Raw genomic sequence first — 15,713 nt, 5'->3', positions numbered from 1 at the left:
CCACGCAAAAAGAGGACACCCTATCAGGTGTCCTCTTTTTTATAAACATTTTGTTATTTTTTTAGCTCAATTGCTAAATAGTGTGATTGCTCTTTCGCTTGGATATGAATATCTTCTTCTACTGTTTCTGCCGCATCGCGCATAACAAGTATCTCACCATTTATCACACTACTTCCTTCAATTTGTACAAGGTACAATTGACGGCCTTCTTTCACAGGAAAATGAATTTCTTTTCCAGTCTCTAACGATAAAGAATATAAATTCGCATCTTGGTGAATTTGAATTGGCGCATCACCTTCCACTGGGGAAACCATATGGAACCACTCATTATCACGTTTACTCCAATCAAATTTAAACTCACCATAGTTTGGTTTATGATCAGCACGGTCTGGTAAAATCCAAATTTGTAATAAACGCAATGTTTCATTTCCTAAATTATGTTCACTATGAAATACACCAGTACCAGCACTCATATATTGAACATGTCCACGCTCAATTGTTCCTCTATTACCCATGCTATCTTCATGTGTTAAGGCACCATCTACAACGTAAGAAATGATTTCCATATCGCGGTGCGGATGCATATCAAACCCAGTTTGTGCCGCTACTAAATCATCGTTAATAACACGTAACGCTCCAAAATTCATATTATTTGGATTGTAATAATTAGCAAAGGAAAAATGAAAATGTGTATTTAACCAACCGTGATTTGCTCTACCCATATTTTTATGATCAACTTTTCTAAACATATCCTTCACCTCATATTATCTCGAATTCAAGATTTACTTTAAAATTGTTTCTTACTGTAATTTTTTTAGTAATTTTAATAATTGATTTTGTTCTTTTATATTTAATTTATGAAACTGCTCCGCTTGGAACGTTTCCTGGGGCGGGACGATCTCCTCATATAAAGCTCTTCCCTTTTCTGTTAACGAAATATATTTCGTAGTACCTTCTTGTTCACGCCCAATCCAGTCCAGCTGCTCCATTTTATTTAAAAGCTGCGTGACATTTCCTTTCGTAACAAATAGCTTCTTCCCAAGCTCTTGCTGCGTTAAACGATTATGTCCTCCAACTTGAGCTAGTACATCAAACTGAGCGGCAGATACATTCCATTTTTTCAAATGCTGATTCGTCTCACGAATACTCTTGTTATAAAAACGTGATAAACGAAACCATAATAATAGTCCTAATCTATCTTCTGTTTTCATTTCATCACCTCGCTCGTTTCATACTATTAGTTTAGAACTAAACTTTATAGAAGTCAATTACTTATTTTTAGTAAGTAACAAAGAAAGCATAGCGCTATTTCTCCACTATGCTTACATCAATTTTCTATTTTTATATTCATCTAATTTCCTCTCCGCGAACTTCCTCGCATCTTTCTCAATCCATCTCTCTTCATACGATTCACTTCCAACATACAATACTTCTCTCTTATGTTGCATCGCATGGCGAAATTCATGCAGCAGTGTTTTAAGCACTTGCTCATACTCATCCCACATACAAACGAAAATTAATTGTTTTTCTTTATGATAAAAACCACCTACGGGGAATAAAAACTCCTCTTCCTCTTCCCCTAATGATAGAAGTACATGATTTGCATCACACGTATCACAAAAAATAACTGGCGTTTTACATACTTCAATAAGAGAAAATAAATCCTCTCTAATCCTTTTGACATCCCAAGGAAGCTCCGAATCCAACACATACCAATTCTCCACCTGTTGATATACATTTTGAAACTGGAGTTCCATTTCTTTTTATTCCCCTTTCCAAGCTCTCTTTCTCTATATGTATGCCACAATATGGTAAATATTAAACATACTCTTTCCCCCTTTGAAAAATGACAATAAAAAGAACCTATATTAGTATAGGTTCTTTTCCATAATTACTTTTTTTTCATAATTTTTTTTAGTACAAAATAACCAATTGCGCAAACAATAGCAGCAAGTGCAAAATATTTCACATATGGCCCAGCTACTTTATTAATGTTTTCCCACTCTGATCCTAATTTAAATCCTAAATATACAAACACAATTGACCATGGAATAACAGCTAATGTAGTTAGCGTAATAAACTTAGCATGTGACATTTTCGCAATACCAGCTGGTATCGAAATCGCATGACGCACAACAGGAATAAAACGTGCCGTAAAGATAACGCCAGTTCCATAACGATTAAACCAATCTTCAGCATAATCAATATGCTTCTTCTGAATTAAAATATATTTTCCATATCGCTCAAGAACAGGTCTTCCTCCGTATCGACCAATCCAATAAATAAATAGTTGTGCGATTACACCGCCAATTGTCCCGAACGCAACAGCGCCCCAAAATGTAATGCTTCCTGTTGATACTAAATAGCCTGCATAAGACAATACAATTTCACTCGGAATAACTTCTAACATCAATCCAAGCATAATTCCCCAATAACCAAGTCCTTCTAGAAAAACTAAAACTGAATGAATCAACTCTCCTAACATCATTTACCTCTCTTTACTGTTTTCGTTACCAAAAATAAAAGTACAAGCAGTAAGTATCTTGTACTTTTATTTTTTAAAATTTAGTTAGTCTTCGTATCCCACTTAAAGATTTTATTTAAAAATTTATATACATTCTTTGACTCTTTTGTCAGAAGTGGACCTAAGATGGATAGTATAAGCACGTATAGTGCTGAGAATGGTTTTAACACTGACATTAAACCACCAGCGATACCGATATTAGCCATAATGATGGAGAATTCTCCCCTTGAAACGATTGTTAATCCAATATTTGTAGAAGCTTTATGAGATAATCCAGCTTGTCTTCCTGCAATCATCCCTGCTACAAAGTTACCGATTATCGTAAGAAGTACCGCACCTAGCGTTAACCATATTGCCCCGCCTAATGAGAACGGATCGATACTTAACCCGAAGCTGAAGAAGAAAATTGCTCCGAAAAAGTCTCTAAATGGAACAACAAGATGTTCAATTCGATCACTATGCTCTGTCTCAGAGAAAACTAATCCTAAAAGAAGTGCTCCGATTGCTTCTGCAACGTGAATTGTTTCTGAAAAACCAGCGATGAAGAATAACGAAGCAAATACTACAATAATAAAGATTTCATCTGAACTAATATTGAGCAATTTATTTAATAACGGCGTTGCTTTTCTAGCCACAATAAAGAATAGAAGCATATATCCTAAAGCAATTCCAATTGAAGTAAGAGCACCTAAGAAGGAAGCATGATCCCCAAGTACTAAACCAGAAACGACTGATAAATATACAGCAAGGAATATATCTTCAAACATAATAATTCCTAAAATTAGTTCGGTTTCATTATTACCAGTTCTTCTTAAATCCACTAATACTTTCGCAACGATGGCACTAGAAGAAATCGTAATAATACCCGCAATAATTAAGATTTCTAGTAATGGGAATCCCATGATAAACCCGTATAATAATCCAAGTGAAAAATTAATTAGAATATAGATTGTTCCACCAATCGCAATAGAACGTCCGGATTTAATTAGTTTCTTCATCGAAAATTCTAGCCCTAGATAGAAGAGAAGGAACAGAACACCAATTCTTCCAAGGAAGGATATTACACTTGCACTTTCAATAAATTTGAGATCGATAACACCTATTGTCGGTGCGTGTGGACCTACTAACATGCCAAGAACAATTAGAAAAGGAATTACTGAGAACTTAAACTTTCCAGCGATTACTGCCGCAATTGCCACTAGAACTAAAGCTGTACCAACTTCAAAAATTAAAGTATCCATCTAGTCAGTCCCCCTATTCGAAAGTAACTCATTAATAATTTTTTTAATTTCTTCTCTCTCACCTGAAACTACTAGCATATCGCCTTCTTCAATTACTGTTTCTGGTCCTGGATTAAATAGCTTTTTCATATTCTTTTTCATAACTGCAATTATCGTTACGCTATACGTTTTTCTTATTTCAAGATCACCAATTGTTTTTCCGATTGCTGGAGCTGCATTCTCCACTTTAAACCACTCAATCGCTAAACCTTCAAAGACCATCTCAACATTTTCTAATGCCCTAGGCTTATATACCATTCCACCTAATATTGCTGCAACTTGTCTTGCTTCTGAGTCACGTAATGAAATACTAGAAATACTTTCTTCATGGTCTGAATCAAAATGATACATTTCTCTACGTCCGTCATCATGGATCACAATCACCATTTTTTCGTTACCTTTCGTAACGATTTGAAATTTATACCCAATACCTGGAAGTTCACTTTCTCTAATATTCATATTTAGCTCCTCCTCAACAATTTTATTTGAATTTTCTGTTTTTCAGTCTTTTGTTCATCCAACCAATTTTAGAAATTCTAACCACTCCGGATACTTATGATTTGGAAATCTTTTATTGTAATAATAAGTGGCCCCTAGAAAAATACTTGAAGATGTAACGATAAAAAATACATTGCTTCTCATTTTTAAACTCTTAAGGCTTACTTTCAATAAAGTTTCTTCTTTCAAATTATCCCCACTTTCTCGCTTTACATTTAGTTTTTTAAAATGTAAATAATTCTAAAAATATTATTATGTAACATAATCATAACATAAAATACATTTAAGTAACATCATTTTTTAGAAAAATTGATTCTAGTATATTTTTTGCATATAATTTTCTTATTACGGAAAAAAGGAAGTGTATTATATGGTTGATATCTTTAGCAGGTTCCTTGAGGTAACGAATAATATTTTATGGTCATATATTCTTATTGCAATGTTAATCGGCTTCGGTCTTTATTTCTCTTTCAAATTAAAATTTGTCCAAATTACTCATTTCAGTGAGATGGTCAGTTTAATTAGTAAAGGGTTTAATCGAAAAGAAAAAAAGAAAGATAGCATCTCTCCATTCCAAGCATTTTGCTTAAGTGCAGCCGCTCGCATTGGTATCGGGAACTTAGCTGGTGTAGCATTAGCAATTTCAATGGGAGGACCTGGTGCAATATTTTGGATGTGGTTTATCGCCATCCTTGGAGCAGCTACTAGTTTTGTAGAATGTACGCTCGCGCAAATTTATAAAGTAAAAGATGGAAGTAGATTCCGTGGTGGACCCGCATATTACATGGAAAAAGGGTTAAACAAACGCTGGATGGGTGTCTGGTTTTCACTTCTCATTACAGTTGCGTACGGATTAATTTTCAATTCAGTACAAGCAAATACAGTAACAATAGCGTTTGAAAATGCTTTCGGATTAGAGCGAACGATCGTAGGAGCTCTACTAGCTTTACTAGTTGCAGTTATTATTTTTGGCGGTATTAAGAGCATTTCACGCATTACAGAAATGATTGTTCCCCCAATGGCAATTGTTTATATTGGTGTGGCTATTTTTGTCGTGATTAACAACTTCAATATGTTACCAAGCATTTTCATGGAAATCTTTAACGGTGCATTCGGTTTAGACCAAGCCATCGCTGGTGGTATTGGAGCAGCTATCAAGTTCGGAATCCAACGCGGTTTATTCGCGACAGAAGCAGGTATGGGGAGCTCTCCTAATGCAGCAGCAACATCTGATGTATCTCATCCTGTAAAACAAGGACTTGTTCAAGCATTAGGTGTTTTCGTAGATACATTCTTAGTATGTACATCAACAGCGTTTATCGTATTATGTTCTGGACTTTACAAAGGATCAAATTTAGAAGGTATTGAATTAACACAGCAAGCATTAAGTTCACAAATTGGACCGTGGGCAAGCACTTTCTTAGCGATTATTATTTTCCTCTTCGCTTTCAGCTCTTTACTAGGAAACTACTATTATGGTGAAACAAATATCGCATTCATTAAAGAAAGCAAAACATGGTTAATGATTTATCGTGTTGCAGTTGTCGGAATGGTATTCTTCGGATCAATCGCTGCTCTTAAAACAGTTTGGAGTTTAGCTGATTTATTCATGGGACTAATGGTATTCACAAACTTAATTGCCATCTCATTCCTTAGCAAATTTGCCTATGCAGCATTAGTAGACTACATTAAGCAAAAGAAACAAGGTAAAGATCCTGTCTTCCTTGCAAACTCTATCCCTGGCTTAAAGAATACAGAGTGCTGGGATGGACAGGATGTAGAAGAAAAACAAAAAGCTGTTTAACAAACAAAGGCCCTATTACTTCACCGTAATAGGGCCTTTTATTTACAACAGTTCATAATTTGTTCAAATTAATTCCAGCAAAAGGGTTGATTTATACAAATTACTAGATTATAATAATTATAAATTAGTAATTGATATAACATAACAACTCAAAAGGAGATTGATCATAATGAACAAACAAGTAATCGAAGTATTAAACAAACAAGTAGCAGACTGGAGCGTTTTATTTACAAAATTACACAACTTCCATTGGTACGTAAAAGGACCTCAATTCTTCACATTACACGAGAAATTCGAAGAACTTTACACAGAATCAGCTACTCACATCGATGAAATTGCAGAACGCATTTTAGCAATTGGCGGCAAACCAGTAGCAACAATGAAAGAATACTTAGAACTATCTTCTATTCAAGAAGCAGCTTACGGAGAAACTGCAGAAGGGATGGTCGAAGCAATCATGAAAGACTACGAAATGATGCTAGTCGAACTGAAAAAAGGCATGGAAATCGCTCAAGACTCTGACGATGAAATGACATCTGACCTACTACTAGGCATCTACACAGAACTAGAAAAACACGCTTGGATGCTACGCGCATTCTTGAATCAATAATAGATTTTAAAGCGGAGGTAGCTTGCTCAGAATGTGAGGGGGATGGAGCTTTTGACGTAGAGGCGCTCTTTACCTCGCAGGAAAAAGCGAAGCCACCGAACATTCTAGCTACCGGAGCTGGATATTATGTAAAAGCAGAAGCGACTCTTTCAGAGTCGCTTTTTTATGTAATGGTTGCATTTAACGGTACACGAAATTATATCAACGATTTTTCAAATATATCGATCATAACTCGCAATATATCAACGATTTTTTCATTATATCGGTCATTACAAGCAATATATCAACGATTCGACAAAGGATATCAATTTACCGACAAATCACGACAATATTAACACACCCCTCGCCCTACTTTTATCAATATATTACAATCTCATCTATGTTAAAATATAGGAAACACCTTTTAGTAAAATAGATCCAAAAAGCTTTTCCAAATTCATCATTTACTACTTAAATGGCGGGAGTGGTTCAGTTGAAAGACTACTTAATTAGAGCATTTTTTGCGTTAATAACAGTTGGAATCGTCTTACTTATAGCTAATATTTTCAATATACGTGTCGAGGTTAAAGACTATGCTTTCCTCGTTGTTGTAGCAATTGGTGGCGGCTGGGGTGGCTGGTACCTGTATAAAAAACAAAGTAATCAAAATGATAAAGGCATTCCAAAGTAATATGGAATGCCTCTTTTTATTGCCTTCTGTAATAAATAATGAAATTCAGACCACTAATACAGCCAATTGCAATAAACATGCTAAAACTCTGTCCATCTCCACCTAGACTATACTCATCAACGATAAATCCAGACATAAACAATGTTATCGCTGAAACACCAACACACAATATCGAAATAAACCAAAGCGAAAACTCATTAATCAGCTCTTTCTTCTGTCTTAAAACAATTAGCATAACAAGAATAGACGCTGCTAAAATACTTTTAAAAACAGGACGTAAATACACAAACTCCTCCATCTATTTCTCCTTTCCGAAAAACTATATATTATAACATTAATATATTTAACTAAATTAAAAACACATGTCTTTTTACGATGAAAAAGACATATGTTTCTATAAATCGCTATAAAAACGTACTATGATAATTGCTTCCACTTCGTCCCCAAGACAGGACGCTCGTAATTTTGGATTTCATGAATTAGTTTATCTGCCGTCTCAGCGGAAACAATTAACTCTTTATTCGATGGATTCATAAAGCCTTCTTCTGCTGCCCGTTCAACCATTTGCAAAATTGGTCCGTAAAAGTCTTTTATGTTCAATAAACCAACCGGCTTATTATGTATACCAATTTGTGACCAACATACTACTTCAAAGAGCTCTTCAAACGTTCCATATCCGCCTGGTAATGCAATGAAGGCATCCGCAAGCTCTGCCATTTTCGCCTTGCGCTCATGCATCGTTTCTACTTCAATTAATTCTGTTAATCCTGTATGTACGATTTCTCCTCGAAATAGACCACGCGGCATAACACCTGTTACACGTCCGCCTAAACGAAGAACTTCGTTTGCTACTTCTCCCATTAATCCAACGCATGAACCACCGTATACGAGCTCATAGTCGTTCTCAACAAACATTTTCCCTAACTGGATTGCCTGCTCTTTAAACTCTGGTCTCTCCCCTAAATTGGAACCTGCAAACACACAAATCTTTCTCATTCCTACACCCCGAAACTATATATTGTTATGATACAATTGACATTGTACAACATATTGAGGAGATGAGGAAGAAATGGATATCGTTGCATTTCAAAGATGGGTTGAGGAATTTTACGAAAAACGAAGCTGGTCACAGTATAATGCCTTTATTCGCTTAAATTTCTTAACTGAAGAAGTTGGAGAAGTTTCACGAGTTGTTCGCGCTATTGAAATCGGCCGCGATCGTCCTGATGAAGATGCGAAAACAGAAGAAGAGCTAAAACAAGAACTAAAAGAAGAACTTGGTGATGTACTATCTAACCTTATTATTCTTTCGCAAAAATATGATTTGGATTTACAAGACATTATGGACGCACACGTCACAAAGCTTTCGAAAAGGTTCGAAGCACTCAAATGAGAATATTATCAATTATGGTATAATATTCTTGTCACAATACTAAGGGGGATTTTATGTTATCTAAAAAATTGCATGACGCATTAAATGAACAAATGAACTTTGAATTTTACTCTGCCCACGCCTATATGGCAATGGCTGCTTACTGTACAGCTGAGAGCTATGATGGATTCGCTAACTTTTTCCTTGTACAAGCTGAAGAAGAGCGTTTCCACGCAATGAAGCTTTACAACTATATTAACGACCGCGGTGAGCGCGCTATTATTACTGGATTCGATAATCCAAATAACGAATACGAATCTGTATTGAACGCTTTTGAAGTCGCACTTGAGCACGAGCGTGAAGTAACGAAACGTATTTATCACTTATCTGATATTGCTTGGGATGAGCGTGAGCATGCAACAATTACATTCTTAAAATGGTTCGTTGATGAGCAAGTAGAAGAAGAAGCTTCATTCGATAGCATCATTCAAAAATTAAAACGTATTACAAGCGATTCAAACGCGCTATTTATGCTAGATGCTGAATTAGAGAAACGTACATTTACGCCTCCAGCTGAGTAGTATTTTAATCACCTTAATGCATGTATTAAGGTGATTTTTTTATTTGCTTTCTATCTTAAAATCACCTTAAATTTCCTAGCATTTGACATAGAACCAGTTAAGGAATGGTATTATCTTCAATATAAAGTTCAACTAATCGGGCCTTTACGGGCAGTTGATCTCCCACCCAACCTCTTTGCCCCGCCAAATTTTGAGGTGGGAGTCTTACTGCTGGTTAATGCGGGATAAAACAATATGTGAGGAGAGAAAAAATGAATCAACGTGTAGAAGCTGTTGATGCAATTCGTGGTTTCGCTTTATTTGGCATTTTACTTGTTAATATAACATTAATTCAATTCGGGTTATTCGCTAATGAAAAACCCACTTATATTTTCGGAAAACTCGATGAAAGTGCTAATTGGTTTATTCAATTTTTCGGCACACAAAATATCATTTCCCTATTCTCTTTTTTATTTGGGCTTAGCATTATTTTGTTACAAAAAAGTATTATCGCAAAAGGAAAAAAGTTTTTCCCCACATATATAAGACGTATTAGCATTCTTTTACTACTAGGTTCCATTCACGGTACCTTTATTTGGTCCGGAGATATTTTATTTGCATACGGACTTATCGGGATTTTCTTAATGATGTTTATAAATAGAAAACCAAAAACATTATTGATTTGGGCAACTATTCTACTCGCACTCATTACACTTATGTCTTATCAAACTGATCCAAATACAAATATTAATGATTTTGCTCCTTATATTGAAAAAGAGCATAAAGTTCATGAAACTGGAAGCTATATGGATCATGTCAACTTTAGGTTAACTGAAAGTCCTTTCGATTATATTGGGATTAACGGTTTCTTCGGACTAGTTTTCATATCAATTTTCGCAATAATTTTTATGTCCCCACTTTTCTTACTCGGAATGTATGTAGGAAAAAAGGGCTGGCTATTTGAGATTGATAAACACATACCTTCTATCAAAAAGATTTGGCTTATCACTGGTATTTTCTCTTTTACAATTAAAATCTTAGCCGTGTTCGTAAAGCATCCAATTTTAATTATGTTACAAGATGGCCTTACATCAGTAACCATGACATTCTTTTACGGAAGCACCATTATTTTATTATTCCATTACAAAAAAGCATCGCGCTTACTAACATATATGGCGAATATGGGGAAAATGTCGGTTAGTAATTACTTAGCTCAATCCATTATCACAACAACAATTTTTTACGCATACGGCTTTGGCTTATTCGGTAAAATCGGATATTTCTTCGGTATTCTTTTGACCATTGGAATTTATACAATTCAATTATTCGTTAGCACCTATTGGCTACAGAAATACCGAATGGGCCCTATAGAATATGCGTGGAGAATGGGAACTTATTTAGAGAGACCACGATTTAAAAAAGACTTGGATAAAGCAAGTTAAACAAAAAAAGCAATGAGCCTACGCTCATTGCTTTTCTTAATTTATTAAAGCATAACCCCAACAATAATCGCTGATAATATACTTACTAACGTTGCACCGTATACAAGTTTTAGTCCGAATGATGATACAACATTTGCTTGTTTGCCATCGATACTCTTTGTTGCACCTGCGATAATTCCAATAGATGAGAAGTTCGCAAATGATACAAGGAAGATAGATAAAATACCTACTGTACGAGTTGATAAATCACCAGCTACTTTTCCAAGGTCAAGCATTGCAACGAATTCGTTCGTTACTAATTTTGTTGCCATAATTTGTCCCGCTGCTAGCATCTCTGATGTTGGAATACCCATTACGAATGCTAATGGTGAGAAGATATATCCTAAAATGCTTTGGAATGTGATTCCGAAAATTGAATCGAATACACCGTTAATTGCTGTAATTAATGCTACGAAACCGATTAACATCGCCGCTACTGTTACAGCGATAGAGAAACCAAGCATAATATATTCGCCTAACATTTCAAAGAATGTTTGTTTCTTATCTTCTTGTAATTCTAAAATATCGTCTTCTTCTTTCACTTCATATGGATTGATAATATGAACGATAATGAATCCACTAAATAAGTTTAATACAAGTGCTGTTACTACATATTTTGGATCAATCATTTTCATATAAGAACCGACGATTGACATTGATACTGTTGACATTGAAGATGCACAAAGTGTGTATAAACGATTTTTCGGTAATTTGCTTAATTGATCTTTTACTGTAATAAATACTTCACCTTGACCAACAATTGCAGCTGCTACCGCATTATATGATTCTAGTTTTCCTAAACCGTTGATTTTACTTAATACGAAACCGACTGCACGAATGATAATCGGTAAAACTTTAATATGTTGCAGGATCCCGATTAATACTGCTAAGAAAATAATTGGTAATAATACTGTTAAGAAGAATGGTGCTTGTCCATCGTTTGCTAAACCACCAAATACGAAATTAACCCCAGCTTCCGCAAATTTTAAAATAGCGCCAAATCCATCTGCAATCCCTTTTACTAATACAAATCCGACCTTTGTATTTAATAAGAAATACGCAAGTACCAATTGAATCACAAGCATAAGTGCAATTGGCTTATATTTAATTTTCTTACGATCTGAACTTATAAGGAAACCTAGTACAAACACGACAAGTAAACCAACTAGAAACATTACTATTTTCATATGTGAATCCTCCACTTCTCCCACGAGTTATTGGTCGTATAACGTATAACGAATGACGTCTGACCATTGTTGTTAAAAAAATTTAAAACCCCTAAATACTATTCAACTGTTATCTAAAATCAGTAAGCGTTTACATAAATTGCAATTTATAAAAGGTAGCCTCTTCTCTCCTACCGTATTAAAAGTCTGAAATTGATACCACCTACAAATCAAATTGTAAGCGTTATCTAGAAGAAATGCAATATAAATTTTAAAAGATTTTCATATGTTAATATATTCCTAATTAATTGGTTTTTTTATGTAAATTAACCATAAAAAACGGCCCTAGCTATGAGCTAGAACCATCCTTTTTATCCCGCATTAACTGGCAGTAAGATCCCACCTCAAAATGCAGCGAAAGCAAAGAAGTTAGGTGAGGGATCAACTGCCCGTAAATGCCCGATTGGTTCAACTAATAATCACTGGGGGATGAAGCCCCCCACTGATTAAAGTTTCACTTTATAGCATAACACCAACGATAATCGCTGATAATATACTTACTAATGTCGCACCATACACAAGACGTAAACCGAATGATGATACAACATTTGATTGGTTTTCATCGATACCTTTCGTTGCACCTGCGATAATTCCAATTGATGAGAAGTTCGCAAATGATACAAGGAATACAGAAAGAACACCTACTGTACGAGCTGATAAATCACCAGCTACTTTGCCAAGATCAAGCATCGCAACAAACTCGTTTGATACTAATTTTGTTGCCATAATTTGTCCCGCTGTTACCATCTCTGCTTGCGGGATACCCATTACGAATGCTAATGGTGAGAAAATATATCCTAAAATAGCTTGGAATGTAATACCGAACACTGAATCAAACAAGCTATTGATTGCTGTAATTAATGCTACGAAACCAAGTAACATTGCTGCTACCGTAATTGCAATCGTGAAACCAAGCATAATATATTCGCTTAACATTTCAAAGAATGATTGCTTTTTCTTATTTTCTAACTTCAGTGTATCTTCTTCTTCCGTAATATCGTACGGGTTAATAATATGAATAATAATGAAACCACTAAATAAATTTAATACAAGTGCTGTTACTACATATTTTGGCTCGATCATTTTCATATAAGAACCAACGATTGACATCGATACTGTTGACATTGAAGATGCACATAATGTATATAAACGATGTTTTGGGATTTTACTTAATTGATCTTTTACTGTAATAAATACTTCCGCTTGTCCAACAATTGCAGCTGCTACTGCATTATACGATTCTAATTTCCCTAAACCATTTACTTTACTTAACAAAGTACCAATAGCACGAATAAATATCGGTAAAATCTTAAAGTGTTGTAAAATTCCGATTAATACTGCGAAGAATACGATTGGTAATAATGCAGTTAAGAAGAATGAAACTTCTCCTTTATTAACAAGGCCACCAAATACGAAAACGATTCCAGCTTCCGCATACCCAAGAAGTGCGCCAAATCCATCTGAAATTCCTTTTACTAAAATATAACCCACTTGCGTATTTAATAAGAAATACGATAATGCTAACTGAATTACAAGCATGAGTGCGATTGGTTTATACTTAATCTTCTTTCGATCGGCACTTATAAGAAAACCGAGTACGAATACAACGAGTAATCCTACAAGAAACATAACAAACTTCATTAATAAAATCCTCCATTTAACTCTTCATTAACGTTGAACGTCTGACCATTCAAAACAAGAAATAATCCGAACTTTCCATTTCTCCACCAAAACACTTTACTGGATATGAAAAATCATAAAACCTCTTGTCTCAAAGGCATTTTCCATTCTATCATAAATCCCAACTCATATCCGCACTTTTCTAAAAAAAATTACATTTTATTATAAAACCCTCATTAATGTTCGTCTTTTGCCCCTTTCTCCTATTTTATAACTACACAAAAAACGAGCATCAAATTTCACTGATGCTCGTTCCATCTTTTATCCGCTATTTGCCGGGCAGTAAAACTCCCACTGATTAAAGTTTCACTTTATTATACAGCTTTTTCTTTCTCTGCTACTTCCGGCTTATCCCAACACTCTGTGTTCAACCCTGGAATAGACTCCGCATAAAAGACTGGATCTTTTCCTTGTTTCTTTTGCTTTACGTAATCTGATAACGCTGCGAAAGCGTACTTTGAAAGGAATACAATTGCCACTAAGTTAATAACAGCCATAATCCCCATAAATAAATCTGCTAAGTCCCAAACGATTTGAATTGTTGCTACAGACCCTAACATAACCATACCAAGTACAGCAATGCGGTATGCCGTTAATAACACTTTACTTCCATTTAAGAACTCAATATTTGTTTCACCATAGTAGTAGTTACCTACTAATGAGCTGAATGCAAACAAGAAGATTGCAACCGCTACAAATACAGATGCCCACGGTCCGATATGTTGGCTTAACGCTTGTTGCGTTAATTGAATTCCATTTAAATCAGCTGCACCAGGTACATCAGATAATAAAATGATGAACGCTGTACAACTACAAATTAATAATGTATCTGTAAATACCCCTAAAGTTTGAATAAAACCTTGTTTAACTGGGTGCGTTACGTTCGCAGTCGCTGCTGCGTTCGGTGCACTACCCATACCAGCTTCATTTGAGAATAATCCACGTTTTACTCCTAGTAAAATCGCAGCTCCTAATCCCCCACCAACTACTTCTTTAATTCCGAATGCATGTAAGAAGATTTCTTTAAATACATACGGAATTGCCGTAATGTTTGTTACAACAACGAATAATGCAACTGCTACATATATAATTGCCATTACCGGAACAATCATTTCAACTGCACGTGCAATTCGCTTAACCCCACCGAAAATAATGATTGCAAGTAAACCAGCCATAAACAGACCTACAAGTCTACTATCCATTTTAAATGCGCCATCAAAAGCTGCCGCAACTGTGTTTGACTGCACTGCATTAAAAATCAATCCAAAACTCACTGTTATTAGAACAGAGAAAACAACACCTAACCAGCGTTTCTTTAAACCCTTTTCCATATAATACGCTGGGCCCCCACGGAATGCGTTCCCATCTTTTACTTTATAAATTTGCGCTAATGTGCTCTCTACAAACGCAGAAGCACCCCCAATTACCGCAATTAACCACATCCAAAATACAGCACCTGGACCACCTGCTGAGATTGCAATAGCTACACCAGCTAAGTTACCAGTACCTACACGAGAAGCTGTACTCATACAAAATGCTTGGAATGATGATACACCGCTTTTTTCTTTTTGCGCTTTTCTTGTCTTTGAACTCGCCCCGTCCCCAAGTAGGCGAATCATTTCTCCGAAGTAGCGAATTTGGACAAATTTCACACGAAATGAAAAATAGAGTCCTAATCCAATTAACATCGCGATAATGATATATGACCAAAGGACATTATTTACATCCCCAATTACTTTAGCTAAAAAATCCATAATCGAATTGCCCCCTCTTCCTAACAATAAGAAAATTATATTCTAAAAACTTTTAGTAATCAAGAACTTTATGTTAGGTTTTGTAACACGGATGCGTTAGGTTTATTAACACATATATGTTTTCCGCTTAAAACTATGACCAATACGTGCATTTATCCACACTCAATCACTCATCCCATTTGGCCAATCATACTTTTAAAACAGTACGTTACCTACAAATAATGAGAGAAATGAACAAACAAAAATTATATTAA

18 protein-coding genes are annotated in these 15,713 nt (G+C 35.3%); 7 read left to right on the top strand and 11 right to left on the bottom strand.

The window, feature by feature from the left end; translation table 11 throughout:
• Nucleotides 1–53: 53 nt before the first annotated feature.
• The 6 genes from ACS2MN_RS20725 to ACS2MN_RS20700 form a co-directional block, all read right to left on the bottom strand.
• Nucleotides 54–749 (bottom strand): pirin family protein, encoded by a 696-nt coding sequence (locus ACS2MN_RS20725; protein ID WP_000488933.1) that lies wholly within the window; start codon nt 747–749, stop codon nt 54–56.
• Between the two features lie 51 nt (nt 750–800).
• The gene (locus tag ACS2MN_RS20720) at nt 801–1,211 is read right to left on the bottom strand and encodes a MarR family winged helix-turn-helix transcriptional regulator (protein WP_000845484.1); all 411 of its coding nucleotides are present in this window, start codon (nt 1,209–1,211) and stop codon (nt 801–803) included.
• A 111-nt stretch (nt 1,212–1,322) separates the two neighbouring features.
• A complete protein-coding gene (locus ACS2MN_RS20715) occupies nt 1,323–1,757 on the bottom strand; it encodes a DUF3920 family protein (RefSeq protein WP_000422812.1) in 435 nt (144 codons plus the stop codon).
• Between the two features lie 134 nt (nt 1,758–1,891).
• On the bottom strand, nt 1,892–2,485 hold the full coding sequence (locus tag ACS2MN_RS20710) for a DedA family protein (RefSeq protein ID WP_000900207.1): 594 nt from the start codon (nt 2,483–2,485) through the stop codon (nt 1,892–1,894).
• Between the two features lie 80 nt (nt 2,486–2,565).
• Nucleotides 2,566–3,765, bottom strand: a complete 1,200-nt coding sequence (locus tag ACS2MN_RS20705; RefSeq protein WP_000380223.1) for a cation:proton antiporter — start codon at nt 3,763–3,765, stop codon at nt 2,566–2,568.
• Nucleotides 3,766–4,263 carry a cation:proton antiporter regulatory subunit gene (locus tag ACS2MN_RS20700; RefSeq protein ID WP_001026079.1) on the bottom strand — a complete coding sequence of 166 codons (498 nt, stop codon included), beginning with the start codon at nt 4,261–4,263 and terminating at the stop codon, nt 3,766–3,768.
• Nucleotides 4,264–4,672: 409 nt separating this feature from the next.
• On the opposite strand from ACS2MN_RS20700, the gene ACS2MN_RS20695 reads away from it, so the two are divergent.
• The 4 genes from ACS2MN_RS20695 to ACS2MN_RS20680 all read left to right on the top strand — a co-directional run bounded on the left by ACS2MN_RS20695 (nt 4,673) and on the right by ACS2MN_RS20680 (nt 7,386).
• Nucleotides 4,673–6,106: an alanine/glycine:cation symporter family protein gene (locus ACS2MN_RS20695; protein WP_000227602.1), complete on the top strand. Its 1,434-nt coding sequence runs from the start codon at nt 4,673–4,675 to the stop codon at nt 6,104–6,106.
• Between the two features lie 169 nt (nt 6,107–6,275).
• Nucleotides 6,276–6,716 carry a Dps family protein gene (locus ACS2MN_RS20690; protein ID WP_001041895.1) on the top strand — a complete coding sequence of 147 codons (441 nt, stop codon included), beginning with the start codon at nt 6,276–6,278 and terminating at the stop codon, nt 6,714–6,716.
• On the top strand, nt 6,686–7,051 hold the full coding sequence (locus tag ACS2MN_RS20685) for a hypothetical protein (RefSeq protein WP_000340175.1): 366 nt from the start codon (nt 6,686–6,688) through the stop codon (nt 7,049–7,051). Before ACS2MN_RS20690 ends, ACS2MN_RS20685 begins: the two co-directional genes overlap by 31 nt.
• 137 nt (nt 7,052–7,188) lie before the next feature.
• Nucleotides 7,189–7,386 (top strand): hypothetical protein, encoded by a 198-nt coding sequence (locus ACS2MN_RS20680; protein ID WP_000656329.1) that lies wholly within the window; start codon nt 7,189–7,191, stop codon nt 7,384–7,386.
• A 16-nt stretch (nt 7,387–7,402) separates the two neighbouring features.
• Here ACS2MN_RS20680 and ACS2MN_RS20675 read toward each other — a convergent pair whose 3' ends face one another.
• Nucleotides 7,403–7,684, bottom strand: a complete 282-nt coding sequence (locus ACS2MN_RS20675; RefSeq protein ID WP_000390906.1) for a hypothetical protein — start codon at nt 7,682–7,684, stop codon at nt 7,403–7,405.
• Between the two features lie 119 nt (nt 7,685–7,803).
• Nucleotides 7,804–8,367, bottom strand: coding sequence for a TIGR00730 family Rossman fold protein (locus ACS2MN_RS20670; RefSeq protein ID WP_002039979.1), 564 nt, complete (start codon nt 8,365–8,367; stop codon nt 7,804–7,806).
• An 88-nt stretch (nt 8,368–8,455) separates the two neighbouring features.
• Here ACS2MN_RS20670 and ACS2MN_RS20665 point away from each other — a divergent pair, with 88 nt between their 5' ends.
• The 3 genes from ACS2MN_RS20665 (at nt 8,456) to ACS2MN_RS20655 (ending at nt 10,760) form a co-directional block, all read left to right on the top strand.
• Nucleotides 8,456–8,779 carry a MazG nucleotide pyrophosphohydrolase domain-containing protein gene (locus ACS2MN_RS20665; RefSeq protein ID WP_000355745.1) on the top strand — a complete coding sequence of 108 codons (324 nt, stop codon included), beginning with the start codon at nt 8,456–8,458 and terminating at the stop codon, nt 8,777–8,779.
• Between the two features lie 53 nt (nt 8,780–8,832).
• Entirely contained in the window at nt 8,833–9,339 is a 507-nt protein-coding gene (locus ACS2MN_RS20660; protein ID WP_000949400.1) for a ferritin, read from the top strand.
• Between the two features lie 251 nt (nt 9,340–9,590).
• Complete coding sequence (locus tag ACS2MN_RS20655) at nt 9,591–10,760, top strand: DUF418 domain-containing protein (protein ID WP_346994801.1); 1,170 nt, start codon at nt 9,591–9,593, stop codon at nt 10,758–10,760.
• 44 nt (nt 10,761–10,804) lie between these two features.
• Here the strand turns inward: ACS2MN_RS20655 and ACS2MN_RS20650 are convergent, their stop codons facing one another.
• From ACS2MN_RS20650 to ACS2MN_RS20640, 3 genes are all read right to left on the bottom strand, one after another.
• Nucleotides 10,805–11,986 carry a NupC/NupG family nucleoside CNT transporter gene (locus ACS2MN_RS20650; RefSeq protein ID WP_000706852.1) on the bottom strand — a complete coding sequence of 394 codons (1,182 nt, stop codon included), beginning with the start codon at nt 11,984–11,986 and terminating at the stop codon, nt 10,805–10,807.
• 498 nt (nt 11,987–12,484) lie between these two features.
• The gene (locus ACS2MN_RS20645) at nt 12,485–13,666 is read right to left on the bottom strand and encodes a NupC/NupG family nucleoside CNT transporter (protein ID WP_000673858.1); all 1,182 of its coding nucleotides are present in this window, start codon (nt 13,664–13,666) and stop codon (nt 12,485–12,487) included.
• Between the two features lie 353 nt (nt 13,667–14,019).
• On the bottom strand, nt 14,020–15,459 hold the full coding sequence (locus ACS2MN_RS20640) for an alanine/glycine:cation symporter family protein (protein ID WP_346994800.1): 1,440 nt from the start codon (nt 15,457–15,459) through the stop codon (nt 14,020–14,022).
• Nucleotides 15,460–15,713 lie beyond the last annotated feature (254 nt).

It is taken from the genome of Bacillus cereus group sp. BceL062 (assembly GCF_051780025.1).
In the GTDB taxonomy this organism is placed as follows: domain Bacteria; phylum Bacillota; class Bacilli; order Bacillales; family Bacillaceae_G; genus Bacillus_A; species Bacillus_A toyonensis.
The sequence above is the reverse complement of the archived record's forward strand: the minus strand, read 5'-3'. Positions and strand labels throughout refer to the sequence as shown.

What these genes read in the sequence shown, in the direction of transcription:
- ACS2MN_RS20725 (WP_000488933.1), bottom strand. Translation starts at nt 749, where the DNA reads ATGTTTAGAAAAGTTGATCATAAAAATATGGGTAGAGCAAATCACGGT.
- ACS2MN_RS20720 (WP_000845484.1), bottom strand. Translation starts at nt 1,211, where the DNA reads ATGAAAACAGAAGATAGATTAGGACTATTATTATGGTTTCGTTTATCA.
- ACS2MN_RS20715 (WP_000422812.1), bottom strand. Translation starts at nt 1,757, where the DNA reads ATGGAACTCCAGTTTCAAAATGTATATCAACAGGTGGAGAATTGGTAT.
- ACS2MN_RS20710 (WP_000900207.1), bottom strand. Translation starts at nt 2,485, where the DNA reads ATGTTAGGAGAGTTGATTCATTCAGTTTTAGTTTTTCTAGAAGGACTT.
- ACS2MN_RS20705 (WP_000380223.1), bottom strand. Translation starts at nt 3,765, where the DNA reads ATGGATACTTTAATTTTTGAAGTTGGTACAGCTTTAGTTCTAGTGGCA.
- ACS2MN_RS20700 (WP_001026079.1), bottom strand. Translation starts at nt 4,263, where the DNA reads ATGAATATTAGAGAAAGTGAACTTCCAGGTATTGGGTATAAATTTCAA.
- ACS2MN_RS20695 (WP_000227602.1), top strand. Translation starts at nt 4,673, where the DNA reads ATGGTTGATATCTTTAGCAGGTTCCTTGAGGTAACGAATAATATTTTA.
- ACS2MN_RS20690 (WP_001041895.1), top strand. Translation starts at nt 6,276, where the DNA reads ATGAACAAACAAGTAATCGAAGTATTAAACAAACAAGTAGCAGACTGG.
- ACS2MN_RS20675 (WP_000390906.1), bottom strand. Translation starts at nt 7,684, where the DNA reads ATGGAGGAGTTTGTGTATTTACGTCCTGTTTTTAAAAGTATTTTAGCA.
- ACS2MN_RS20665 (WP_000355745.1), top strand. Translation starts at nt 8,456, where the DNA reads ATGGATATCGTTGCATTTCAAAGATGGGTTGAGGAATTTTACGAAAAA.
- ACS2MN_RS20660 (WP_000949400.1), top strand. Translation starts at nt 8,833, where the DNA reads ATGTTATCTAAAAAATTGCATGACGCATTAAATGAACAAATGAACTTT.
- ACS2MN_RS20655 (WP_346994801.1), top strand. Translation starts at nt 9,591, where the DNA reads ATGAATCAACGTGTAGAAGCTGTTGATGCAATTCGTGGTTTCGCTTTA.
- ACS2MN_RS20650 (WP_000706852.1), bottom strand. Translation starts at nt 11,986, where the DNA reads ATGAAAATAGTAATGTTTCTAGTTGGTTTACTTGTCGTGTTTGTACTA.
- ACS2MN_RS20645 (WP_000673858.1), bottom strand. Translation starts at nt 13,666, where the DNA reads ATGAAGTTTGTTATGTTTCTTGTAGGATTACTCGTTGTATTCGTACTC.
- ACS2MN_RS20640 (WP_346994800.1), bottom strand. Translation starts at nt 15,459, where the DNA reads ATGGATTTTTTAGCTAAAGTAATTGGGGATGTAAATAATGTCCTTTGG.